This window comes from Brevibacillus fluminis (genome assembly GCF_052072235.1).
GTDB classification, from domain to species: domain Bacteria; phylum Bacillota; class Bacilli; order Brevibacillales; family Brevibacillaceae; genus Brevibacillus_D; species Brevibacillus_D fluminis_A.
This window is the reverse complement of the sequence record NZ_CM125436.1, coordinates 1,612,425-1,634,861: the sequence shown is the minus strand read 5'-3', so window position 1 is coordinate 1,634,861 and position 22,437 is coordinate 1,612,425. Positions and strand designations below refer to the sequence as shown.

Below are 22,437 nucleotides of genomic sequence, written 5' to 3'. Positions count from 1 at the left end.
CATTAAATTAAACAGAGATTAAGCGTGAATGCACACCTCTCCAATCGGCGCATTTACTTGGAATAGACTAAACCTGTCCGTCCCAAACTTCCATACCTAAAAAGGGGTGTTTTTCTCGATGAAAATTGAATGCGAAATAACCAGACAAATATCGGGCCTATTTTTTATTCAACGCTAGTGATAAATTCCTATCAGCACAAAAAAAAGCCTGATCACCTGGATCAGACTTTTTCGCATGCTTACGATTATTTCGCCGCAAACTGCTTTTTCAGTTCGTCGCGGACCAACTCGCCCATTGCGACCGTACCGAGCGCTTTGGACTTGTCTGTGCCGATGTCCCCTGTGCGGTGGCCGGCGTCCAGCACAGCCCACACTGCTTTCTCTACCTTGTCAGCCGCATCGTCGAGGCCGAGGGAGAGACGGAGCAACATCGCTGCGGACAGAATGGTTGCGAGCGGATTGGCGATTCCTTTGCCTGCGATGTCAGGCGCCGAGCCATGCACCGGTTCAAACAGGCCGAAGCTGCCTTCCGCCAAGCTTGCGGATGCGAGCATGCCGATGGAACCGGTGAGCATTGCTGCCTGGTCGCTCAGGATGTCTCCGAACATGTTCTCCGTCACGATCACGTCGAATTGCTTCGGCGCGCGCACCAATTGCATCGCGCAAGAGTCAACCAGCTGGTGGGTCAGCTCGACATCCGGGTAATCCGCTGCTACGCGCTCAGCCACTTTGCGCCAGAGGCGGGAGCTTTCGAGCACGTTTGCCTTGTCCACCGAGCACAGCTTTTTGCTGCGTTTGCGCGCGATTTCGAAAGATACACGAATAATTCGCTCAATTTCATCTTCATTGTAAATCAATTCATCGACAGCTGTGTCTCTGCCGTTTTCATCTGTGTACCGCTTCTTCTGGCCAAAATAAATGCCGCCGGTCAACTCGCGAACCACGATCAGGTCGACGCCAGCTACCACTTCCGGCTTCAGCGTGGACGCTTCCAGCAAGCTGTCTGTCATGGTTGCAGGGCGCAGGTTGGCGAAAAGGCCGAGCCCTTTGCGAATGCCGAGCAAGCCGGTTTCCGGACGGAGATGTCCCGGGTTCTGGTCCCATTTCGGGCCGCCAACCGCGCCGAGCAGCACGGCGTCCGCCGCTTTGGCGATGCGCAAGGTTTCATCCGGCAATGGAGTGCCGTCTTCGTCGATCGCGATTCCGCCGATGCGACCATAGCTGAAATTGAATTGTACGCCCGTTTGCTCTGCCACCAGCTCCAGTACCTTGACCGCTTCTGCGACGATCTCCGGTCCGATGCCATCCCCTGGCAGGCATGCGATGTTATATTGTTTCGTCATCTTCATCCCGCTTTTCTATCTATTATTGGTAAGCTTCTGCTGCGAAAATAGATTTCAAGTCGTGCGATTTTGGTTCGCACGACTTGAACGTTTGCTTTTCGTTTATTGCGCGCTGGCGACAAGCTTCTCGCCGCGTTTTTCGATGATTTTGTTGATCGCCCGGATGTACGCGAACGCGCTCGCTTCCAGTACGTCGGTGCTGACGCCGCGCCCTTGCACGATGATGTCATCTTGCTGCAGGCGGACGAATACTTCACCAAGCGCATCCTGGCCGTGCGTGACGGAAGCGATGCGGTAATCCACCAATTCAACCTCTTCTCCGGTAGCCCGATCGATCGCTTTGTAGATCGAGTCGACAGAACCGTTGCCGATCGCTGCCTCGTCAATCGTGGTGCCATCGTTTTTCACGAGGCGCACGCTTGCTGTCGGCACGGTCGTGTTGCCGTATGCGAGCTGCACGGTCTCCAGCTTGAACGTTTCGTTCTCGGATTCGGTGACGAGCTTGGCATCGATCAGGGCGAGAATATCTTCATCGCTGACCTCTTTCTTCTTGTCGCACAGCTCTTTGAAAGCGACGAACGCTTTGTCGATTTCCGCTTGCTCCAATGTATAGCCCAGTTCGTTCAGCTTATCTTTGAACGCAGCGCGGCCGGAGTGTTTCCCCATAACCAGCTGTTTCGACTTGAAGCCGACTTTTTCCGCCTGGATGATTTCATAGGTGGATGCATGCTTCAAGACGCCGTCCTGGTGAATACCGGACTCATGCGCAAACGCATTGGCCCCAACGACCGCCTTGTTGCCAGGGATGATCATGCCGGTAAGACGGCTGACCAGCTTGCTGGTGCGGGCGATTTCTTGCAGATTCAACGCGGTTGTCGCCTGGTAAATGTCTCTGCGCGTATCGAGTGCGAGCGCCACTTCCTCCAGCGCCACGTTACCGGCGCGTTCGCCGATCCCGTTGATCGTTCCTTCTACCTGTGTTGCACCGCCTTCGATTGCCGCCAGACTGTTGGCAACCGCCATGCCAAGGTCATCGTGGCAGTGGCAGCTCAGCTTGATTTTTTCTGCGCCAGGCACGCGAACAAGCATTTCGCGGAAAATGTTTCCGTATTCCTTGGGCGTTGTGTAGCCTACCGTATCCGGAATGTTGAAAATGGTAGCGCCGGCATCGATGACCGCTTTGGCTACTTCAGCCAAAAACTCGATTTCCGTACGGGATGCATCCTCCGCCGAAAACTCGATCTGGCTGAAGTATTTTTTCCCGTGCTTCACAGCGGCAACCGCGTTTTCGATCACTTGCTCCTTGGTCATCCGCAGCTTGTATTCGCGATGGATCGGGGATGTTGCCAGGAAAACGTGCAGGCAAGCATCGTTCGCATCCTTCAAAGCCTCATACGCTTTGTCGATATCGTTTTGGGTAGATCGTGCAAGACTGACGACGGTGGCGTGCTTTACACGGCGTGCCACCTCTGCCACCGACCGAAGATCCCCCGGTGAGGCGGCAGCAAAACCAGCCTCAATTCTCGTTACGCCCAATCGCTCGAGCTGTAACGCAATCTCCACCTTCTCCTGGGTATTCAAGTTCACGCCTGGAGATTGTTCGCCATCGCGCAGGGTCGTATCAAAAATCTCGATTGTCCGCATTTGCTTTCCTCCTCCGTCGAAAATCCGACGACTACTCTCTATTTTTTTCGTACTGAACTAGCTTATTTGTTGATCCATTGCATCATGCCGCGCAGTTTTGCCCCAACTTGCTCGATGCCATGCTCGGCTTCGATGCGGCGGCGTGCGCTGAATGCTGCGCGGTTGGATTGGTTTTCCAGGATCCAGTTGCGAGCGAATGTACCGTCCTGGATTTCAGACAATACTTTTTTCATTTCTTTGCGCGTTTCTTCGGTGATGATGCGTTTACCGATGCTGTAATCACCGAACTCAGCTGTGTCGGAGATGGAGTAGCGCATGCGAGCCAAGCCACCTTCATACATCAGGTCAACGATCAGCTTCAGTTCGTGCAAGCACTCGAAGTATGCCATTTCAGGCGCATAACCCGCTTCTACCAGCGTGTCGAAACCGGCTTTCACCAGCTCGCTCGCGCCGCCGCACAATACTGCCTGCTCACCGAACAGGTCTGTTTCGGTTTCTTCACGGAAGGAAGTTTCCAGAACACCCGCACGAGTGCAACCGATGCCGCATGCATAAGCCAGCGCGATGTCTTTTGCATTGCCGGTAGCGTCTTGGTGAACAGCGATCAAGCCAGGAACACCGAAGCCTTCTGCGTATACGCGGCGAACGAGGTGGCCCGGGCTTTTTGGAGCAGCCAGGATCACATCCACGTCAGCTGGAGGAACGATTTGTGCAAAGTGAATGTTGAAACCATGGGAGAAGGAGAGTGTTGCACCTGGTTTCAGGTTTTTCTCGATCTCGGCATAGTACACTTTCGCTTGCGTTTCGTCCGGGAGCAGGATTTGCACGATGTCTGCCTGTTTGGTCGCTTCATCTACAGTGAATACTTTGAAGCCGTCCATTTCAGCTTGTTCCCACGATTTTCCTTTGCGCAGACCGATGATGACGTTCACGCCGGAATCGCGCAGGTTTTGCGCTTGTGCGTGGCCTTGGCTTCCGTAACCGATGATTGCTACCGTTTTGCCTTGGATAAAGGATTTGTTCACGTCTGCATCGTAATACATTTTAACCATTTTGATTTCCTCCAATTAGTTCGATAAATTTTGGTTTGATTAGGATTGGGATATTATTCCACACTTGCCGGCACGGCAACGATGCTGCGCGCCATGGCAAGTGATCCTGTTCTGGTCAGTTCGGCAATGCCGTAAGGTGCGAGCAAGGTGACGAGCGCGTCGATTTTTTCGGAATCGCCTGTGACCTGAACGATCAAGGACGATGGTCCGATATCGACGATCGTTGCGCGGAAAGGCTCAACGATGCCGTTTAGCTCGACCAGCTGGTTCGGCGCCGCATTCACCTTGATCAAGGCGAGTTCGCGGGATACCATCTGGTTTTCACTCAAGTTGGTGACGGACAGGCAATCGATCAACTTGATCAGCTGCTTCATTAATTGATTGATTTCCTGGTCGCTGCCGCCGGTGGTGATGATCATGCGCGAGAGGCCTTCTTCTTCGGTAGCGCCTACCGTGATGCTGTCAATGTTGAAGCCTCTTTGCCCAAACAGGTTGGCAACGCGGGTCAAAACGCCTGGCTGGTCGTTTACGAGAATTGCGATCGTATGACGTTGCATCTATTTGTCCTCCAGTAACATCATTTGGTCAAGTGTGTCGCCGGTCGCTACCATCGGCAGTACATTTTCACCATTCGCTACGCGGAAGTCGATGACAACCGGCCCGTTGTAAGCGAGCGCCTCTTCCCAAACCTTTTTGGCTTCCTCCGGTGTGCTGGCACGCATGCCGCGCACGCCGTACGCCTCTGCCAGCTTGACAAAGTCAGGGCTGCACGTCAGGTCGATTTCGCTGTAGCGGTTCTCATAGAAGATTTCCTGCCACTGGCGCACCATGCCGAGGCATTGGTTGTTGATGATGACGATCTTGATCGGCAATTTGTATTGCGCGACGATCGCCAGCTCCTGGTTGGTCATCTGGAAGCCGCCGTCGCCGGAGACCGAGACGACCGTGCGATTCGGGTGAGCGAACTGCGCACCGACCGCTGCCGGGAAGCCGAATCCCATCGTGCCCAAACCGCCGGAGGAGATCAGGGAACGCGGGTTTTTGAATTTATAGAACTGTCCCACCCACATTTGGTGCTGGCCAACGTCAGTGGTGACAATTGCTTCACCATTTGTTGTTTCATAAATCATTTCGATGACTTGCTGCGGCTTCAGCACGTTTTCTTCCGCATGATAACGGTACGGCTGTTCTTTCTGCCACGTTTTCAGCTGCTCGAGCCATGCGGCTGTATCGCAAGCGGCAATCAGCGGGATCGCTTTGATCAATGTGCTTTTCACGTCGCCCGCAACAGTGACGGCCGTTTCAACGTTTTTGCCAAGCTCAGCCGGATCGATATCGACGTGCACGATGCGTGCGTTCGGTCCGAATTCCTTCGTCCGGCCCATCGTGATCCGGTCATCGAAGCGAGCGCCGAGACCGATGATACAGTCTGCATTGAGCAGCGCCTGGTTAGCTGTGTAGCTGCCATGCATGCCCGGCATGTTCAGTGCCAACTCATGTGTGCCAGGGAAGCCGCCGAGTCCCATGAAGGTGTTGATGACGGGAATGCGTGATTTTTCTGCAAATGCCAGCAACTCTTCATGTGCGCTGGCTGCGAGAATTCCGCCCCCTGCGAGAATGACCGGACGCTTCGCCGTTTGGATCGCTGCGATGAACGCTTTCACATCGTCATCGCTTGGCGTGAGCGTCGGCTTGTAGCCTCTTACCTCGATCGTTTCCGGATAGTAGAATGGCGCTTTCGCATTTGCCACGTCTTTCGGAATATCGATGAGCACCGGACCTGGACGGCCGGTCGAGGCGATGTAGAACGCCTCTTTTACGATGCGCGGCAGATCGCGCACATCGCGGACAAAGTAGTTATGCTTGGTGATCGGCAGCGTGATCCCTGTAATATTCGCTTCCTGGAAAGCATCCGTTCCAATCAGGCTTTGCGCCACGTTACCGGTGATGCAGACCAGCGGAATGGAATCCATTTGCGCGGTAGCGATCCCCGTTACCAGATTCGTCGCTCCCGGTCCGGAGGTCGCCATCACGACGCCCGGCTTGCCTGTCGCCCGTGCATAGCCGTCTGCCGCATGGATTGCGCCTTGCTCGTGACGGGTCAGGACATGATCCAGATAGCTGCTGTACAGTGAATCGTAAATCGGCAGAACAGCTCCTCCCGGGTATCCAAACACGTATTCAACCTGCTCCAAAATCAAGCAACGCAGCAATGCTTCCGCACCCGTTACTTCTTCGCCAAACGTCATCTCGGGCATTTGTTTCTTTTGGGTTAATTCAGCCGCTTCTACGCTCATGTTCTCTCCTCCATCCTCCATTGAATTCCTATCTGAAAAAATAAGAAAAACCCTTTCTCCCCGACACTTGTAATATGTCTGCTTGGGGCGAAAAGGTTTCGCGGTACCACCCAATTTTGTCGAGCCCTCACGGAATCTCGACCTTGTGCAGTCTCTTGGACTGCGACCAAATAACGATGGTCAGTCGGCCTATACCTACTGACTGCATAAGCAGCGTTCAGTCGGCAGCTCAGAGGTGAGCCATCCTACTGTGTCCTACCCGTTTCTCATCATCTCGGGCTCTCTGTGAAAGACACAAAATAAGAGTTATCCTCTTCAATGCTTGTTATGATATTCGGATTTACGATCACGCTTTCGAATCGTAGTTCCAATTCAACAATTTTTGAAATTGTTTATTGTTGTCTGAAAATAAATTGTTAAACTGATTATAGCTAGGGGTTTTCTGAGTGTCAACGAATCAAAATATTTTTACTTGAACTTTTCGCCGAACGAATGATCAGTCAAACAGAGGCATCCCTTGGGGTTTTTCGATGTAAGCGGATACATCCGTTTGCAAAAAAAAGCGGGCGCTCAGCGGCGCTCGCTTCACTTTTTTTACACGCTGGTTGTTTCTCTCATCCCTTTGATCAGGATCGCAGCCACTTCCGGACGAGAAAATTCCGGCGGCGGTACCTGGCCGCTGCGCAGCAGCTCACGCACTTTGGTACCTGACAAGGTCAGGTGTGCCGATTTGTCGTGCGGGCATGTTTTGGTCGTTGCCATCGAGGAGCACGCGGTGCAGTAGAAGCTGTGCTCGAAGAACATCAGCGAAATGCCGATTTCTTCCGGTGAGAATTGGGCAAAAATGTGCTGGGCGTCATACGTTCCGTAGTAGTTGCCCACACCCGCATGGTCGCGGCCGACGATAAAGTGCGTGCAGCCGTAGTTTTTGCGCACGATCGCATGGTGGACGGCCTCGCGCGGACCTGCATAGCGCATGGCTGCAGGGAAAGCACCGAGGAACACGCGGTTTTGCGGATAGTAGTTTTGCAAAAGCGCCGTATAGCTTTCCATCCGGACAACCGCCGGCACATCATCGGATTTGGTTTCGCCGACGAGCGGATTGAGGAACAGCCCGTCAACCGTCTCCATCGCCACTTTTTGGATGTATTCATGCGCGCGGTGGACCGGGTTGCGCGTCTGGAAGCCGACAACCGTGCGCCAGCCTTTTTCGGCAAAGATCGCGCGCGTCTCTTCCGGCGTAAAATAGTATTCCGCGAATTGAGCGCGCTTTGGCCGCGCCAAAACCGTGATCGGACCGCCCAAATAAAGCGATGGACGCTCAAACAGCTTGCGGACGCCAGGGTGCTCCAAATCGTCCGTGCGGTAAACGAGCACGGCTTCTTTTTGTTTGTCCGGCACGTATTTGCTTTCAATCGTCAGGATCGCGTAATCGACGCCATCCTCCCCGCGCAGCAGCACTTGCTCTCCTACTGCCAGCGTCTGATAGGATGCATCAACGGCCAAGGTGATCGGAATCGACCAGATCGTCCCGTTGGCAAGTCGCATCGACTCGACGACGCTTTGGTAATCGGCTTCGTTCAGAAAGCCGGTAAGCGGGGAAAACGCCCCGATTCCAATGCAGTCGATATCGGAAATCGCCCAGCTGTCAACGGTGATAACCGGAAGAGAATCAAGCGGCACGCTCGTTGCCGCTGCATCGGCCAGTCGATTGACAAGAACGCCGCCGTGCGGGAGTGATGTAGGTTGTGGCATGGTGATGTTCCTCCTTATTTGTGCAAGCCGCACTCTGTTTTCTGGAATCCTGCCCATCGTCCTGCGCGCGGATCTTCACCCGGCATGACCTGACGGGTGCAGACATTACAGCCGATGCTCGGATAGTGGTTGTCATGCAGCGGGTTGTAAGGAACATCGTTTTCGCGGATATACTTCCAGACATCCTCCGATGTCCAGTCTGCCAGCGGATTGAATTTGACCAGATTGAACTTGCTGTCCCACTCGATTTTTTTCGAATTCGCGCGGGTAGGAGCCTGGTCGCGGCGAATCCCGGTAATCCATGCCTGGAACTGGCCAAGCACGCGGGTCAGCGGCTCTACCTTGCGGATGTTGCAGCAAAGGTTCGGATCGGCCTTCCACAGCTCGTCGCCATGCTGCTGCGCTTGCTCCTCCAGCGTAAGGACAGGCAGTACCTGAATGAAATCAACACCGTAGCGCTCGGCCAGGCGGTCTCTCGTTTGATACGTCTCTTCAAAGTGCTTGTTCGTATCCAAATAGAAGATCGGGGTAGCAGGCGCTACCTTGTGCAGCATATCAATCAGCACGACGTCCTCGGCGCCGAAGCTGGATGCGAGGACGATGTCCAGTCCAAACTGGTCTGTTGCCCATTTCAATACGTCTGAGGCGCTTTGCCCCTCCAGTCGATACGCTTGTAGCGTAATCTCCTCCTCTGTCAAGCTGCGGTTGTTTCCCATCTGCTTCATTCCCTCCTTGTGCACTCGCTCTCCATCTTATGAAAGCAACAAATTTCTGGGTGCGTGTTCCCCCCATGTTTTTTATTCATACTTTTCCAATCGGAATTACATTGACCTCATATTAGCCGTTCCAGATTATTCTGTCAACACCGAAAATATTTAATAATAGCAAGGAGAAAGGTGTTGACCCGACAAAAAATGACACGTATGTTTCACACAAAGTATTCCGACAAAAATAGTGTGAATAAAATAGGGATTCATTGGTGAGCGAGACGATCACCAGACCCTGGGAAACGGATTTATCCAATTTGAGCAAGCAGGCGATCCAGTTTCGCAGGCAGCTTTTGACTCCGCCTGCGATCAAGGAGATTTCGGTCGTGGAGAAGAAGTATGTGGAAAAAGGAAAAGGCTGCATTTTGGAAACGCGGTAAGGTCAACAAATAGACAAAAAGCGCAAGCGGATCGTTCATGATCCGGCTGCGCTTTTTCTTTTTTGTGCGGTCTGCCTGTGGTTTTAGCAATGTGCAAGAATGTTGACTAGCTTGCCGAACGGGTCGCGGACATAAAACCGCCGGACGCCCCACGGTTCGTCTGCCGGTCCGTATTCGATCGCAAATCCCGCCTCCCGCATGCATGCGCAGGCAGCATCGACATCGTCCACCTCAATCGAGAGATCCGGCACAGGCGTATCGGAGCCGCCCTCGGTGGCGAAGCTGAGCTGGATGCCCATTTCCTCCGTACTGCCGTAAGTCGCGATCCATCCGTGATCCATCAGCAAGTCGAGCCCGAGCACATCCTGATAAAAGCGTTTGGCTGCCTGCGGGTCATGCGCCTGGATATTGCTGACGATTCGTTTGACTTTCATGGGACGCCTCCAATCCTGTTAGTTGCCCCCTTATTGCTCGCGGTGTTCTTGCCTTGCTTGTCAGAAAAATAACGGCAGCAGCGTTTCCGCATCCATTTTGCCAAAATACTTGCCTAGCTCAATGCCCGCAAGCACCTGGCTGACGGCTTCCTTCTCATACGGAACGCCGGCAAGCTGCGCCTCGATTTCTGCGACATCCGCAACGCCAAAGAAGTCGCCATAAATTTTCGCCTGGGCGATCTTGCCTTTCTCAATCGCAAGCTGCACCTCGATCGTGCCTGCGTCAAAGCGCTTGGTTTGGCGGAAGTTGCTTTTCGGCGATTTCCCGTAGTTCCAATCCCAGTTTTGGTAGCGTTCGCGCGACAGCTCGTGAATGTTGGCCCAGTCTTGCTCGGTCAGCTTGTACTCCTCCACATCGCCTCCGCTGAAAATCGATTGGAGCACGCGCTGGCGGAATTCCTCGATCGTGATCCGCTCGGTGAGGAATTCGGTGATGTTGGCGACGCGGCTGCGAATCGATTTGATGCCTTTCGACTGGATTTTCTCAGCATTGACCTTTAGGGCCGAGACGACGCTCTCGATCTGCGAATCGAACAGGAGCGTGCCATGGCTGAACATGCGTCCTTTCGATGCATACTGGGCGTTGCCAGAAATTTTGCGCTCGCCCACCTGAATGTCGTTGCGGCCGCTCAGCTCTGCATTCACGCCCATTTGCTTCAGCGCTTCGATAACCGGCTTGGTGAATTTGCTGAAATTGTGGAATGACTCGCCATCGTCGTTGGTGATGAAGCTGAAATTCAGGTTGCCGAGGTCGTGATATACCGCTCCTCCGCCAGAAAGACGGCGCACGACGTGAATGTTGTGCTCGCTGACGTAATCGGCGTTGATTTCTTCGATGGTGTTCTGGTTTTTGCCGATGATGATGGACGGCTCGTTTATGTAAAACAGCAAGTAATCGTCGTCGTTCGGAAGCTGTTTCAATGCATATTCTTCAATAGCTAGATTGATACGCGGGTCGGTAATCCCCTGGTTATCGATAAATTTCACACTACGCCTCCTTCGCGGGCCCTGCTTTTTTCGCTAGGAAAAGTCATACATGATTTCGTTTTTCTTGGCATCAAAATCAACGGTCATGTTCTTCTCATTCAAATACCAGATATCGTCCTTTTCGACGTAAAACAAGATGCCGTTGACTTCCGTGCCGAGTGCCGCATCACGCGGCTCTTCGACGGCGACGCCCAGCGAAAAGCCGTCCTGCACCGTGCTGCTCCCGCCATAACGGGCAAAAAACCGCACGTGCTTGCCTTTTTCCAAGCCCCATTCTTCTTCAAACCAGGCGATCGCCGCCGGCGTTACACGCAGTTTCATGCCAGTTCCCCCTCCATACGTTGTCCCGTTCACCATACACCTTTTTTTTCCGGGAAGTCAATGCGGGAGGAGTTGGCCGACGATTCAGAAAACAACGCCCTCAAAGCGATTCCAGCAAGCTCTAGATCGCGGCTTCGGCGCAGCGGATGTCTTCCTCCACCGTCCCGCCGCTCACACCGATGGCGCCGATCAAACGGTTGTGCCCGTCCCGAATCGGAATGCCTCCGCCGAAGATGACCATCCTGCCGCCGAGATTATGCTGCAAACCGTACAGCTCTGCGCCGGGCTCGCACATTTTCCCGAGCTGCGCCGTCGACATCCGGTTGACGAGCGCGGTGTACGCTTTGTCCTGGGCAAGCGTGATGCTGACGATTTCCGCTTCTTTGTGGCGTGAAAATGCGAGCAGATGGGCCGCTTCGTCCACCACCGCGACCGAAATGAATATGCCGAGACGCGCTCCTTCTGCAAGCGCTTTCTCTACGAGCAATGCTGAATGTTTTTGGTCGAGCACCATCGAGGATTCCCCTTTTTTCACCGTTTCGTTTGGCTGTGCATCCTCTCCATTATCACATGACAAATCTTGGTTTTGCCAGAAAAAAAGCCCGCTGCAAGCATCTCTCACAACGGGCATGGCAAATTTTCACGGTTTCGGGGCAAGCCGGCCATCCCCTAGACCGCGCTTGCCGTAATTTGCTGGACCTTGGCTGCTGCAGCGAGCGCCTGGGCCAAATCCGCTTTGAGGTCCTCGATGTCCTCCAGCCCGACGGACAGGCGGATCAGGCCGTCGGTAATGCCCCGCGCTGCGCGCTCTTCTACCGGCATGGAGGCATGCGACATCATCGCAGGATAGGACAAAATACTTTCGACCGCTCCCAGGCTCACGGCCACAAGCGGCAGCTTGACGGCATCGAAGAACGCCTTCACCTGCGGGCGTCCGGCGAGGCGGAACGACAATACCGCTCCGTGTCCGCTCGCTTGGCGCTGCTGCAAAAAGTGCTCGGGATGCGAGGCCAAGCCTGTATAGTAAACATGCTCCACACCTGGCTGTGCAGCAAGCCATTCGGCCAGCTTGCCTGCTGACGCCGTGCTCGCATCAAGGCGTGTCTTCAGCGTTTTGAGACCGCGCATCACGAGCCAACAGTCTTGTGCGCCGAGCACCGCCCCGAAGCCGTTCTGGATCGCATACAGCTGGCTGCCCAGCTCCTCATCGCGGGTCACGGCAAGACCTGCAACCACGTCGCTGTGGCCGCCGATGAACTTGGTGGCGCTGTGGATCACGATATCGGCTCCCAGCTCCAATGGCCGCTGGTAATACGGCGTCAAAAACGTATTATCGACGATGGACAGCAATCCGTGCTTTTTGGCAATCGCGCAAACCGTTCGCAAATCCGTTACTTTCAGCGTCGGGTTGGACGGCGTCTCCAGGTAAATCCCTTTGGTCGCCGGCTTGATCGCCGCTTCCACCAGCTCCGGCTTTGTCGTATCCACGAAGGTGGCCTCGATGCCGAAACGGGTAAGCACCTTCGTCAGGATGCGGAACGTCCCGCCGTACACGTCTTCCGATACAACCAGATGGTCGCCAGCGGAGAAGAGCAGAAATACGCTGGAGATCGCCGCCATGCCGGACGAGAACGCAAAGCCGCGCGCGCCGCCTTCCAGATGTGCGATCGCCTCCTCCAATGCCTGACGGGTCGGATTGCCGGAGCGCGCATAGTCAAACGTTCCCGGCTTGTCGATGTCGAACTGGTGGAACGTGGACGCTTGGAAAATCGGAATGCTGGATGCTCCGGTAACCGAATCAATTCCGCTTGTGCCATGCAGCAATCGGGTTGCAAATTCCATTACGACTCTCTCCCTTCGGATTTACATGACGCGTTCAGCGCCGCATCGAGGTCTGCGATCAGATCGTTTGCGTTTTCGATTCCGACTGACAAGCGGAGCAGGCGATCGCATACGCCTACTTTTTCGCGCACTTCAACCGGGATATCGGCATGTGTTTGCGTAGCAGGATAGGTGCACAGCGATTCGACGCCGCCCAGGCTTTCCGCAAACGAAATCACTTGCAGGCTGCTGAGGAAGCCCGGCACCTGGCTCGCGTGGCGGACCCGGAACGATACCATGCCGCTGAAGCCGGATGCTTGTTTAACCTGCGCCTCATAGTTGTGGTGCTCATCCAATCCTGGGTAAAAGACCTCTGTTACTTGCGGGTGTGTTTTAAGAAAATGCGCAATTTTCAAGGCATTCTCCTGGTGGCGTTCCATGCGTACCGCCAGCGTCTTCATCCCGCGGATCAACAGCCAGCTGTCTTGCGGCCCAAGCACCGCTCCGATCGAATTGTGCAGAAAACGGATTTTTTCGGTCAGCTCCTGCCCTTTTGTGACGATCAGCCCTGCGAGCACGTCGTTGTGGCCGCCGAGATATTTGGTGGCGCTGTGGAATACCAGATCAGCTCCCAGCTCCAGCGGTCGCTGATAGTAAGGCGTCATGAACGTGTTGTCAACGATGGTGAGCAAGCTGTGCCGCTTCGCGATCTCAACGATTGCGCCGATATCGGTGATCTGCATCAGCGGGTTGGTCGGCGTCTCCACCAGGATCGCTTTCGTATTGGGCAAAATCGCTTCTTCTGCCAATTGCGGCTCGCGCAAATCCACATACGAGAAGGTCAGACCATAACGGCTCAGCACCTGCTCGAACAACCGGTATGTACCGCCGTACAAATCGAGCGATACGATCAGATGGTCGCCTTGCGCAAAGAGGCCCATGATCGTTTGGATCGCTGCCATCCCGGATGCACAAGCGAATCCGCCGTCGCCTTTTTCGATCGCTGCAATCGCTTCTTCGAGCACCGAACGCGTCGGGTTCGCCGTGCGCGTGTAGTCAAATCCTGTGCTTTCGCCCGGAGCCGGATGGCGGTACGCCGTCGCCGGATAAATCGGGAAATTGACCGCTCCCGTCACTTTGTCTTTTCCTGTTCCAATCTGTGCCAGCTGTGTTTCAATATGCATGTTTTCTCTCTCCTCCTGGTGGATCTATCCGTTATGGCTCTATTTACACAAATTAAAAAACCTTCTTTCGAGACGAAAGAAGGTTTTGGATACACGGACGGTAAGCAAATCCTCCTCATCTCTCAGAGCACATGACATGCTCTGCAGGAATTGGCACCTTATTGCTCATGGAACATGAACAATTGGTTGCCGGGCATCATCGGGCCAGTCCCTCCGCCTCTCTTGATAAGAAGAGTGCTATTCAATTGAATTGGTTGTTCCCATATTACCGAGCCCAGACTGATTTGTCAATACGCAAGGTCTCGAATATTGGCAATTTTTCAGCTAGAACGTGACCGGAAACGCCGTTTTCGGCAGCACGACTTTCGCTGTGCGCAGCGGATTCACCATTTGCGATACGCGCATGTCTGCCAAAAGGCCGACCAACATCACGATGTCGTTTGCAGGCACATCCGGCATACGCGGCTGCAGGAAGGCGACCGAGGCTGCGACTGCATGTTCACACGCCTCATCAAGCCCCTTTGCGCTGGACAGCACGTAAAACGCCTGCTCGTCTTCCACAACCGGCGTCTGCACACTGACACCCTTGATCAGCTCGACGTGCAGTTGTACACGGCCGCCAATCTCCACGCCGCATGCTGCCAGCTCGCCATCGCCCATCAGCGCGTGAAAATCGCCAAGCGCCAGATTCCCTCCGGCGACACCGACAGGAAGGTAGACGCTGGCGCCTTCCGTAATTTCCTTGCAGTCCAGATTGCCGCCATGGGTTCCTGGCCGCACCGTGGAAACCGCGCCTTCTGCAGGTGACACTCCGATGACGCCGATCATCGGCTTGACCGGAAACGAGCGCTTTTCATCCAGATGAACGCGCCCATCCTGCACGTTGATCCGCTTCACTTCCGGTTCGGTCGCGCAATTTTTCAAAAAATCAGTCGGCGTCACATAAAACGTTCCGACCGGGTCGAGCTCAAACTTTTTCACCGTCACCTTGATCGTGTCTCCCGGCTCTGCCCCCGCCACCGCGATCGGCCCTGTCGCCGGATTCAGCTCGTCATATTTGGCATATACCCCTTTCGACGGGGTTTGCAGCACGTTTTTGAAGCAGTCGTACGTCTCCACGACAATGTCGCTGCCCGAATCGACGGTCGTCACCGGCGTCGCGTCGGCTGCGAACGAAAGAATATAGCTCGTTTTTGCAATCGTTTCCATTTTTATCGTCCCTTCTGCACATGACTGGAAAAAAGGCTTGTCTCTCCCCTATCTTACGCTTTCCATCTTTCCATGCAAAGAAAAAAAGCGCCCGCAAGATTGCGAGTGCTTTTTGGAATGAACCGCTATTACGCGTTCACTTTGCCTTTTGCCAGTGCTGCCAGCTCGTTGAAAGCTGGTTTGTCGTTGACTGCGAGGTCAGCGAGCATTTTGCGGTTTACTTCAACGCCAGCAACTTTCAGGCCATGCATCAGGCGGCTGTAGGACAGACCGTTGATGCGAGCTTGAGCGTTGATACGAGTGATCCACAGTTTGCGGAAATCGCGTTTTTTCTGACGGCGGTCACGGTATGCATACATCAGGGATTTCATTACCTGAGCGTTTGCAGATTTAAATAAACGGTGTTTGGAACCGAAATAGCCTTTAGCCAGCTTCAAAATTTTCTTATGACGACGGCGCGTTACAATGCCACCTTTTACTCTTGGCATACTGAATTCCTCCTGATAATTCGAGCATGGCGGTCACAAGGACACTTAGGGAGCGCATGCTGCGTAGAATGGATTTTTGCAATGTGAAACTTAACCTGCCTGAGCAGCTTACAGGTATGTAAGCATTTGCTCAATGCGTTTTTGGTCACCTTTGGAAACGAGAGCAGCTTTGCGCAGGTGGCGCTTTGCTTTTGTCGTTTTGTTAGCGAACAAGTGGCTTCCGAAAGCACGGTCACGTTTCAGTTGACCTGTACCAGTCTTTTTGAAACGCTTCGCAGCGCCTTTATGGGTTTTCATTTTAGGCATAATGACATCCTCCTGTCTTGAGTCAGTGTTACTTCTCTGCTTTTGGTGTAAGAATCATGATCATGCTGCGGCCTTCGATCTTTGGCTTACGCTCAACCGTTGCGATATCCTCGCAAAGAGTCGCCACACGTTCAAGAACCTGTTGACCAATTTCAGAGTGGGTGATTTCACGTCCGCGGAAACGGATTGTGCATTTCACCTTGTCTTCGTCCTCAATAAATTTGCGGACGTTGCGAAGCTTCGTTTGGAAATCGTGCTCCTCGATGTTGGAGGAGAAACGAACTTCTTTCAGCTCAATAATTTTTTGATTCCGACGTGCTTCTTTTTCTTTCTTGGCTTGCTCGTACTTGAACTTTCCGTAGTCCATAATCCGACAAACGGGCGGTTTCGCAGTTGGCGCTACGTTTACGAGATCCAACTCCGCTTCTTGCGCGATGCGCAATGCTTCCCGAATGTTTACAACCCCAAGCTGAGCACCGTCTGCTCCAATCAATCGAACTTCACGAGCACGAATCGCTTCGTTGACCAACATTTGATCCTTGCTAATACTTGCCACCTCCGTCATCTTTCGAGACAAAAATAAAATGTGCGGACGCCGGGGCGCCCGCACACAACTCACCTAGCAAGAATAACAAACGAATCGAATTCTTAGTAGAGAGATACCCGTAAACAATCCAAACGGACGTCTAGTCAGGTGAGAAGCTGGGCGCTTCTTCTTGTTCTCGAAATATGATGTGTTCATTCACTTTTTCTATATTACGCGTGTCCAGTCCCAATGTCAAGGGCTTACTTACGGCTGGCAATCTCCTGGGAGATTTTTGCAATAAAGTCTTCTGTCGTGAATGCGCCCTCGTCGCCTACGCCGCGTTTGCGCACGGACAGCGTGCCGTCCGCCGCTTCTTTTTCCCCGATGACCAGCATGTACGGGATTTTGGAAACTTGCGCTTCGCGGATTTTGTAGCCGATTTTTTCATTGCGCGCATCCAGCTCGACGCGTACGCCTGCGTGGATCAGCTGTTCTTTTACTTTTTCCGCATACGGTACATGCACTTCATTGATGGTCATCAGGCGCACCTGTGTCGGAGCGAGCCATACCGGGAACGCGCCTGCATAGTGCTCAACCAGAATACCGAGGAAACGCTCCATCGAGCCGTACATCGCACGGTGCAAAACAACCGGACGGTGCTTCTCGTTATCTGCCCCGACATAAGTCAGGTCGAACTTCTCCGGCATTTGGAAGTCAAGCTGGATCGTTCCGCACTGATGGCGGCGTTTCAGCGAGTCGGTGATTTGGAAGTCGATCTTCGGACCGTAGAAAGCGCCGTCTTTGTCTTTGATTTCATACGGCATTTCCAGCTCTTCCAATACGTCGCGCAGCGAGCCTTCCGCGATTTCCCACAGCTCGTCGGAGCCCATCGAGTCTTCCGGACGAGTGGACAGCGCTACTGTATACTCGAAGCCGAACACTTTGTAGATCGTGTCGATCAGCTTGATCATGCCTTTGATTTCGCTCTTGATCTGGTCCGGGCGAGCGAATACGTGGGCGTCATCCTGACAGAACGTACGCACGCGGATCATCCCGTTGAGCGCACCGGAATACTCATGGCGATGCACTTGGCCGAACTCGGAATAACGGATCGGCAGATCGCGGTAGGAATGGTTTTTGTTTTTGTAAATCATCATGTGGCCCGGGCAGTTCATCGGCTTGAGCGCGAACTTGGCATTCTCTACCTCGGAGAAATACATGTTTTCGTGGTAGTGATCCCAGTGACCGGATTGCTGCCACAAGCGTTCGTTCATCATGAACGGCGTGCGCACCTCGGTGTAGTTTGCCAACTGCTGCAGGCGGCGGGAGAATTGCTCCAGCTCGTTGCGCACGGTGAAGCCGTTTGGCAGGTAGAACGGCATGCCTGGCGCTTCCTCGGAGAACATGTACAGCTCCAGCTCTTTCCCCAGTTTGCGGTGGTCGCGTTTTTTCGCTTCTTCGATGAAATGGAGGTATTCGTCAAGGTCGGCTTTTTTCGGCCAAGCGGTGCCGTATACGCGCTGCAGCACCTGGTTATCCGAATTCCCGCGCCAATATGCGCCTGCTACGCTCATCAGCTTGAACGATTTGATGATACCGGTGGACGGCAGGTGCGGTCCGCGGCACAAGTCGAAAAATTCGCCTTGCTCATAAATCGTGATGACGGAACCCTCCGGCAAGTCGCGGATCAATTCCAGCTTGAGGTGGTCGTTCAGCTCTTGGAATGTAGCCAGCGCTTCCTCGCGGGATACTTCTTTGCGGCGGATCGGCAAATCTTCCTTGATGATTTTTTCCATTTCCGCTTCGATTTTTGGCAGATCTTCCGGGGTCAGCTGGACAGGCAGGTCCATGTCATAGTAGAAGCCGTCCTGGATCACCGGACCGATTCCGAGGCGAACTTCTTTGCCGTAAATGCGTTTCACCGCTTGCGCCAACAGATGTGCCGTGCTGTGGCGGTATACTTCCAGACCGTCTTCCGAGTCGAGCGTCACGATCTCAATCGCGGCGTCTTCGTTTACCTCGGTGTACAGATCAACCACTTTGCCGTTCAGTTTGCCGGCAACCGCTTTTTTCTTCAGGCTTGTGCTGATGGAACCCGCGATGTCTTCGATTGTTACGCCAGCGGAAAACTCGCGAACGGCGCCATCTGGAAAAGTCACTTGTACGTGTGCCACTTTCATAACTTCCTTTCAAAAGTAAAATAAAAAAGCCCTCAATCCCAAAAGGGACGAGCGCTTTGTTCTCGTGGTACCACCCTAGTTCAGATTGATTGCGGACGTCTCGCAAACCAATCCCTCTCAAACGGATAACGGCCGTGGCTCCGGCAGCCGATACTTGACGGTCAGCGTATGACCGGTTCCCGACTGCTGCTCAAAGGGGGTAGATCGTTACTCTTTCGCGGCGGGCTCACAGCCAAAGGCCCGCTTCTCTGGAGCGTCCAACTAACGTCCATGTCCTTTTCATAGCATGTTTGTTGAATTCTTATTTATCTATTATATGTGAAAGGATTGTTGATCGTCAAGCGCAGGCAATGGGCGCAAGCGGAACAATGCGAAATACGCTCCCCGTACAAACTGACCAACGTCTGCATCAGCATTTGCTGATCATCGAGCGAGTGCAGGACAATCCGTTTCGGTGCAAGCGTCATCAGCGCGCTGATCAAAAAATCTTCATCACGGTTATGCCCTTCGCCAGACAGGCGCAAATGATCGAGTTGCGGCAGAATGACGGGCTGTTCGTTATGGTCATACAGCAAAAACTCTTGGTTTTCGCCGGCGACCACATGGATGACCTCGCACTGGGCTTCCTGAATCGAGATGAAATGGCGCAGGAGGGCGACGAATTCTTTATACTGCTTTTCTTCCAAAAATTCGTCGATGGCCGAGATCGTTGCTTCTTTCAGCACCTGCACATACTCTTTCAGACGAAAACGGATAAAGCCTCCCAGATTCAGGCTGTCCTCTTGATCAAGGTACTCGTACACCTTTTTATAAATTTTGGCCCTTTGCACGTCCGCATGATCCAGCTGCAGAAAAGGGCGGATGTCTTCTGTTGATTCGATTTGTCGGATGGCGCATTCGCGTTTGAGCAGATAATCCGTCAATACGGGCTCCACCGCGCGCACAACCCATTCGGAGATGACGATCGCAACGAACGAGCGCACAACATCCCGGGTTGCCAGCGTATACTCGCCGCTGCTCCATGCCGAGAACGTAAACCGTTCCTGCTGCCCCAGCTCCTGTTCACGATGATGGATCATGACAGGGTCCGTACAGACTTTTTGACTGACCGAGACGATGCTTGAACGAAATGCCGCATGAAGAGCCGGGGTGCCTTTGTTCAGATAGACTGATATCGTTTGCACACTGATCACCGCCAATCGTCGTGTACTTACAGTATATGTACGGGTAGGTGCGATATACTTTCGGGGTGGATGGTAAATTCATCTGATGTAGATGTAGTGGATAGACGGGGATTTTGGCAAGAAAGTTCCACAAAAGCGTTACACTGCCCACTGGGGGTCGGGGGGAACGCGGCTGGCATTGTAAAAGCTTTTGCTCCACTTTCTTGCCAAAATCCCTGTGCTGCTGTGATTCCCCTCATTACCAAAATCATTCAAATTATTGTATAATTATATTTATATTGGGGGATTGAATATGGCTGATTGGTTGCTGGAAGATCGGAACGGCACTTTACATAAGGCATCATTTTTGCCGGTTCAGAAATCGGATATCGTCCAAATGAGATGGACGCCAAGGCTTTATTGGGAAAGAGAGCTCGCAGACAAATCGCGAATGGTTTTCAAGCTTGTCGATCAAGCTACAAGTAAAATCCAAGGCGCAATATCTTTTTCTGACGCTGACGATCATTTATTCATTCATTTGCTTGAATCCGCACCCTCGAATCGATATACCACTCAACCTCCGCGCTTTTTCGTTAACGTGACGAGGTTGCTTATTGCCTTTGCTGGCCACATTGCTAACCAGAAGGGATACGACGGCTTTTTGGCCCTTAAACCCAAGTCGAGCCTGGAAAATTATTATCGCCAGCAGTTCAAGGCATTCGATCTACCAGACCGCAGAATGGGCATTCACGGTGTTGTGTCAAACCACTGGATTGGGGTATACTATAAATAAAGGACGTGATCGCATGACGACTCGTAAAGTTCTGCCTAATGTCCAAAATGTGAATGGACAACCTATTCGAGTGACCGTTGGAGCATCCGGCATCAAGGAAGGTCGGATCATTGATCCTTCAGGCATCTTGACAATACCGGGCAGTCATACACCAAATTCCAAAGCGGCTATGTCCGAGTTTATTCGCAAATCCAACAACGGCGAAATACAAATAACGTACCCGTAAACGGCATCTTCTAAGCCCTCGCTTATGAAGATGCTGTTTTTTTGTCCTATATACCAGATAGCTCAGTGTCGAGCCTCGATTATGCAAATGGCAAGATGACTGTTAAATCGGACTGATTCCAAAAGTCAATCGCTGTGAGATCACCCATTACGGATAACTATATCGACGAAAAGAATAAAACCCCATATTTCATGGGGTTTCGATACTGCGTTATTTTTTTACCTGAACCGTTACCTGTACGCGTTTGCCACTGTAGGTCGCGGTGATGGTGGTTACGCCTTTTTCCTTGGCTGTTATAGTGCCGTTAGCAAAATCAGCGATTGTTTTTTTGCTGTTGGTGTACGTCGCATCTTGGGTGATGTCGGTTTCCGTTTTGTCATTGTAGATGGCTACGACTTTGATCGTCGCGGTTTGGCCTGGTATGAGTTCTACTTTAGTCTTGCGCTTTCCGCTTTCATCGCGGATTTCGATTTTGGACAGCTGTTTTTCTGCCGCCGCTTTGATTTCTACGCGAATGAATGCGGTTTGACCGCCGTAGCTGGCGAGCGCGACTGGATTGCCTGCCGCGATTGCCGTCAATTGACCGGCTTTCACCTGAAGGCGCGTGTCGTCAGAGCTTTTCCAGTCCGCTTTGGCGGTGACATCCTCTGTCGTCCCGTCCGTGTAAGTGGCGGTCAGCTGCACGGCTTTGGTTTCGCCGATTGCCAGTTTGACGCGGTCCTGCTTCGCGACGAGTTTTTTCAGTTCGCGCTCGGCAACCACTTTCACTTCCAGCTTGACGAATTCACCACCGTAGCTTGCGATGATCCAGGCTTGTCCCTGGCCTTTTGCCGTCACCTGGCCGTTGTTTACTTCCGCAACCGCTTTCGGAATTGCGACCCATTCCGCCTTTGCCGTCACATCTTCTTTCGAGCGGTCCTTGTATTCTGCCGTCAGCTTCAGCTGTTTGCTTTCGCCTGCGAGCAGCGTCATGCTTTTCTCGTTTACGGTCAGCTTGTCCAATCTTTTTTCCGCCGGGCTGGTCACTTTTACGACGCTGATGGCCGTGTACGCCCCGTCGATGGTGGTAGCGGTAATAAATGCCTCACCTGCCGCCTTGGCTTTCACGGAAACGGTCAGTTTGTTCGCTTGCTCGGATGTTATGACGCTTGCGACCGACTCGTCGGTGGATGCCCATTTAACTGCTTGGTTCGCAGCGTCGGCCGGCGTAATGGTGGCTGTCAGGGAGCCGGTATCTCCCACATTTAGCGTGAGACCGCTTTTGGACAGCGAGATGCCGGTTACCGGGGTTCCCAGCTCTTGTTGCTGCCCCGTGCCATCATCGCCTGCCTCGGTCGTTTGCGCAAATCCGATTTGGGTAAATCCGAGTGCTACAAGCAGAATGGCGAGAAACGTCAATTTGATTGCTTTCACCCTTCTTCTCCTCCTTCAAAACGTTCTCATTACTGTATCGGCAGCAGATGCCCGTACGATCACCCTTTCTTTTCCAAGCGGTATTCCC

22 protein-coding genes, 1 riboswitch and 1 other annotated feature are annotated in these 22,437 nt (G+C 53.1%); of the genes, 2 read left to right on the top strand and 20 right to left on the bottom strand.

From position 1 onward, the window contains the following. Positions 1-245: 245 nt before the first annotated feature. The 7 genes from leuB to ACTID9_RS08275 form a co-directional block, all read right to left on the bottom strand. A complete protein-coding gene (gene leuB, locus ACTID9_RS08305) occupies positions 246-1,343 on the bottom strand; it encodes a 3-isopropylmalate dehydrogenase (protein WP_441070735.1) in 1,098 nt (365 codons plus the stop codon). A gap of 102 nt (positions 1,344-1,445) precedes the next feature. Further along, positions 1,446-2,987, bottom strand: coding sequence for a 2-isopropylmalate synthase (locus tag ACTID9_RS08300; RefSeq protein WP_441070734.1), 1,542 nt, complete (start codon positions 2,985-2,987; stop codon positions 1,446-1,448). Between the two features lie 62 nt (positions 2,988-3,049). Beyond that, positions 3,050-4,039 (bottom strand): ketol-acid reductoisomerase, encoded by a 990-nt coding sequence (gene ilvC / locus ACTID9_RS08295; RefSeq protein WP_441070733.1) that lies wholly within the window; start codon positions 4,037-4,039, stop codon positions 3,050-3,052. Between the two features lie 53 nt (positions 4,040-4,092). Next, positions 4,093-4,596 carry an acetolactate synthase small subunit gene (ilvN, locus tag ACTID9_RS08290; RefSeq protein ID WP_441070732.1) on the bottom strand — a complete coding sequence of 168 codons (504 nt, stop codon included), beginning with the start codon at positions 4,594-4,596 and terminating at the stop codon, positions 4,093-4,095. After that, positions 4,597-6,336: a biosynthetic-type acetolactate synthase large subunit gene (gene ilvB, locus ACTID9_RS08285; protein WP_441070731.1), complete on the bottom strand. Its 1,740-nt coding sequence runs from the start codon at positions 6,334-6,336 to the stop codon at positions 4,597-4,599. Positions 6,337-6,930: 594 nt separating this feature from the next. Next, positions 6,931-8,091, bottom strand: coding sequence for a sulfate adenylyltransferase (sat, locus tag ACTID9_RS08280; RefSeq protein ID WP_441070730.1), 1,161 nt, complete (start codon positions 8,089-8,091; stop codon positions 6,931-6,933). Positions 8,092-8,105: 14 nt separating this feature from the next. After that, positions 8,106-8,807: a phosphoadenylyl-sulfate reductase gene (locus tag ACTID9_RS08275; RefSeq protein WP_441070729.1), complete on the bottom strand. Its 702-nt coding sequence runs from the start codon at positions 8,805-8,807 to the stop codon at positions 8,106-8,108. A 263-nt stretch (positions 8,808-9,070) separates the two neighbouring features. Between ACTID9_RS08275 and ACTID9_RS08270 the strand changes: the two genes are divergently transcribed. Next, positions 9,071-9,238: a hypothetical protein gene (locus ACTID9_RS08270; RefSeq protein ID WP_441070728.1), complete on the top strand. Its 168-nt coding sequence runs from the start codon at positions 9,071-9,073 to the stop codon at positions 9,236-9,238. 83 nt (positions 9,239-9,321) lie between these two features. Here the strand turns inward: ACTID9_RS08270 and ACTID9_RS08265 are convergent, their stop codons facing one another. The 12 genes from ACTID9_RS08265 to ytxC form a co-directional block, all read right to left on the bottom strand. Next, on the bottom strand, positions 9,322-9,672 hold the full coding sequence (locus ACTID9_RS08265; protein ID WP_441070727.1) for a VOC family protein: 351 nt from the start codon (positions 9,670-9,672) through the stop codon (positions 9,322-9,324). A gap of 60 nt (positions 9,673-9,732) precedes the next feature. Continuing rightward, complete coding sequence (locus ACTID9_RS08260) at positions 9,733-10,719, bottom strand: lipoate--protein ligase (protein WP_441070726.1); 987 nt, start codon at positions 10,717-10,719, stop codon at positions 9,733-9,735. A 33-nt stretch (positions 10,720-10,752) separates the two neighbouring features. Continuing rightward, positions 10,753-11,040, bottom strand: a complete 288-nt coding sequence (locus tag ACTID9_RS08255; protein ID WP_441070725.1) for a HesB/YadR/YfhF family protein — start codon at positions 11,038-11,040, stop codon at positions 10,753-10,755. Between the two features lie 121 nt (positions 11,041-11,161). Beyond that, positions 11,162-11,554, bottom strand: coding sequence for a GlcG/HbpS family heme-binding protein (locus ACTID9_RS08250; RefSeq protein WP_441070724.1), 393 nt, complete (start codon positions 11,552-11,554; stop codon positions 11,162-11,164). A gap of 155 nt (positions 11,555-11,709) precedes the next feature. Continuing rightward, positions 11,710-12,882, bottom strand: a complete 1,173-nt coding sequence (locus tag ACTID9_RS08245) for an aminotransferase class I/II-fold pyridoxal phosphate-dependent enzyme (RefSeq protein WP_441070723.1) — start codon at positions 12,880-12,882, stop codon at positions 11,710-11,712. Continuing rightward, a complete protein-coding gene (locus ACTID9_RS08240) occupies positions 12,882-14,045 on the bottom strand; it encodes an aminotransferase class I/II-fold pyridoxal phosphate-dependent enzyme (protein ID WP_441070722.1) in 1,164 nt (387 codons plus the stop codon). Before ACTID9_RS08240 ends, ACTID9_RS08245 begins: the two co-directional genes overlap by 1 nt. Before the next feature lie 112 nt (positions 14,046-14,157). Beyond that, positions 14,158-14,277: riboswitch (SAM riboswitch) on the bottom strand. A gap of 92 nt (positions 14,278-14,369) precedes the next feature. Beyond that, positions 14,370-15,254, bottom strand: a complete 885-nt coding sequence (locus ACTID9_RS08235) for an acetamidase/formamidase family protein (protein ID WP_441070721.1) — start codon at positions 15,252-15,254, stop codon at positions 14,370-14,372. Positions 15,255-15,382: 128 nt separating this feature from the next. Then, positions 15,383-15,742 carry a 50S ribosomal protein L20 gene (gene rplT, locus ACTID9_RS08230; RefSeq protein WP_441070720.1) on the bottom strand — a complete coding sequence of 120 codons (360 nt, stop codon included), beginning with the start codon at positions 15,740-15,742 and terminating at the stop codon, positions 15,383-15,385. A 108-nt stretch (positions 15,743-15,850) separates the two neighbouring features. Further along, complete coding sequence (rpmI, locus tag ACTID9_RS08225; RefSeq protein WP_122917240.1) at positions 15,851-16,048, bottom strand: 50S ribosomal protein L35; 198 nt, start codon at positions 16,046-16,048, stop codon at positions 15,851-15,853. Positions 16,049-16,076: 28 nt separating this feature from the next. Continuing rightward, a complete protein-coding gene (gene infC / locus ACTID9_RS08220) occupies positions 16,077-16,580 on the bottom strand; it encodes a translation initiation factor IF-3 (protein WP_441072501.1) in 504 nt (167 codons plus the stop codon). A gap of 254 nt (positions 16,581-16,834) precedes the next feature. Further along, entirely contained in the window at positions 16,835-18,754 is a 1,920-nt protein-coding gene (thrS, locus tag ACTID9_RS08215; protein ID WP_441070719.1) for a threonine--tRNA ligase, read from the bottom strand. Positions 18,755-18,794: 40 nt separating this feature from the next. Beyond that, positions 18,795-19,046, bottom strand: a binding site (T-box leader). Between the two features lie 13 nt (positions 19,047-19,059). Continuing rightward, entirely contained in the window at positions 19,060-19,938 is an 879-nt protein-coding gene (ytxC, locus tag ACTID9_RS08210; RefSeq protein ID WP_441070718.1) for a sporulation protein YtxC, read from the bottom strand. 292 nt (positions 19,939-20,230) lie between these two features. Between ytxC and ACTID9_RS08205 the strand changes: the two genes are divergently transcribed. Continuing rightward, the gene (locus tag ACTID9_RS08205) at positions 20,231-20,710 is read left to right on the top strand and encodes a hypothetical protein (protein ID WP_441070717.1); all 480 of its coding nucleotides are present in this window, start codon (positions 20,231-20,233) and stop codon (positions 20,708-20,710) included. Positions 20,711-21,146: 436 nt separating this feature from the next. Here ACTID9_RS08205 and ACTID9_RS08200 read toward each other — a convergent pair whose 3' ends face one another. Beyond that, positions 21,147-22,349 (bottom strand): Ig-like domain-containing protein, encoded by a 1,203-nt coding sequence (locus ACTID9_RS08200; RefSeq protein WP_441070716.1) that lies wholly within the window; start codon positions 22,347-22,349, stop codon positions 21,147-21,149. Between the last annotated feature and the right edge of the window lie 88 nt (positions 22,350-22,437).

Excerpts from the sequence above, each read along its gene's own strand:
- leuB (WP_441070735.1), bottom strand. The coding sequence starts at position 1,343 with ATGACGAAACAATATAACATCGCATGCCTGCCAGGGGATGGCATCGGA.
- ACTID9_RS08300 (WP_441070734.1), bottom strand. The coding sequence starts at position 2,987 with ATGCGGACAATCGAGATTTTTGATACGACCCTGCGCGATGGCGAACAA.
- ilvC (WP_441070733.1), bottom strand. The coding sequence starts at position 4,039 with ATGGTTAAAATGTATTACGATGCAGACGTGAACAAATCCTTTATCCAA.
- ilvN (WP_441070732.1), bottom strand. The coding sequence starts at position 4,596 with ATGCAACGTCATACGATCGCAATTCTCGTAAACGACCAGCCAGGCGTT.
- ilvB (WP_441070731.1), bottom strand. The coding sequence starts at position 6,336 with ATGAGCGTAGAAGCGGCTGAATTAACCCAAAAGAAACAAATGCCCGAG.
- sat (WP_441070730.1), bottom strand. The coding sequence starts at position 8,091 with ATGCCACAACCTACATCACTCCCGCACGGCGGCGTTCTTGTCAATCGA.
- ACTID9_RS08275 (WP_441070729.1), bottom strand. The coding sequence starts at position 8,807 with ATGGGAAACAACCGCAGCTTGACAGAGGAGGAGATTACGCTACAAGCG.
- ACTID9_RS08265 (WP_441070727.1), bottom strand. The coding sequence starts at position 9,672 with ATGAAAGTCAAACGAATCGTCAGCAATATCCAGGCGCATGACCCGCAG.
- ACTID9_RS08255 (WP_441070725.1), bottom strand. The coding sequence starts at position 11,040 with ATGAAACTGCGTGTAACGCCGGCGGCGATCGCCTGGTTTGAAGAAGAA.
- ACTID9_RS08250 (WP_441070724.1), bottom strand. The coding sequence starts at position 11,554 with ATGGTGCTCGACCAAAAACATTCAGCATTGCTCGTAGAGAAAGCGCTT.
- ACTID9_RS08245 (WP_441070723.1), bottom strand. The coding sequence starts at position 12,882 with ATGGAATTTGCAACCCGATTGCTGCATGGCACAAGCGGAATTGATTCG.
- ACTID9_RS08240 (WP_441070722.1), bottom strand. The coding sequence starts at position 14,045 with ATGCATATTGAAACACAGCTGGCACAGATTGGAACAGGAAAAGACAAA.
- ACTID9_RS08235 (WP_441070721.1), bottom strand. The coding sequence starts at position 15,254 with ATGGAAACGATTGCAAAAACGAGCTATATTCTTTCGTTCGCAGCCGAC.
- rplT (WP_441070720.1), bottom strand. The coding sequence starts at position 15,742 with ATGCCAAGAGTAAAAGGTGGCATTGTAACGCGCCGTCGTCATAAGAAA.
- rpmI (WP_122917240.1), bottom strand. The coding sequence starts at position 16,048 with ATGCCTAAAATGAAAACCCATAAAGGCGCTGCGAAGCGTTTCAAAAAG.
- infC (WP_441072501.1), bottom strand. The coding sequence starts at position 16,580 with ATGTTGGTCAACGAAGCGATTCGTGCTCGTGAAGTTCGATTGATTGGA.
- thrS (WP_441070719.1), bottom strand. The coding sequence starts at position 18,754 with ATGAAAGTGGCACACGTACAAGTGACTTTTCCAGATGGCGCCGTTCGC.
- ACTID9_RS08205 (WP_441070717.1), top strand. The coding sequence starts at position 20,231 with ATGGCTGATTGGTTGCTGGAAGATCGGAACGGCACTTTACATAAGGCA.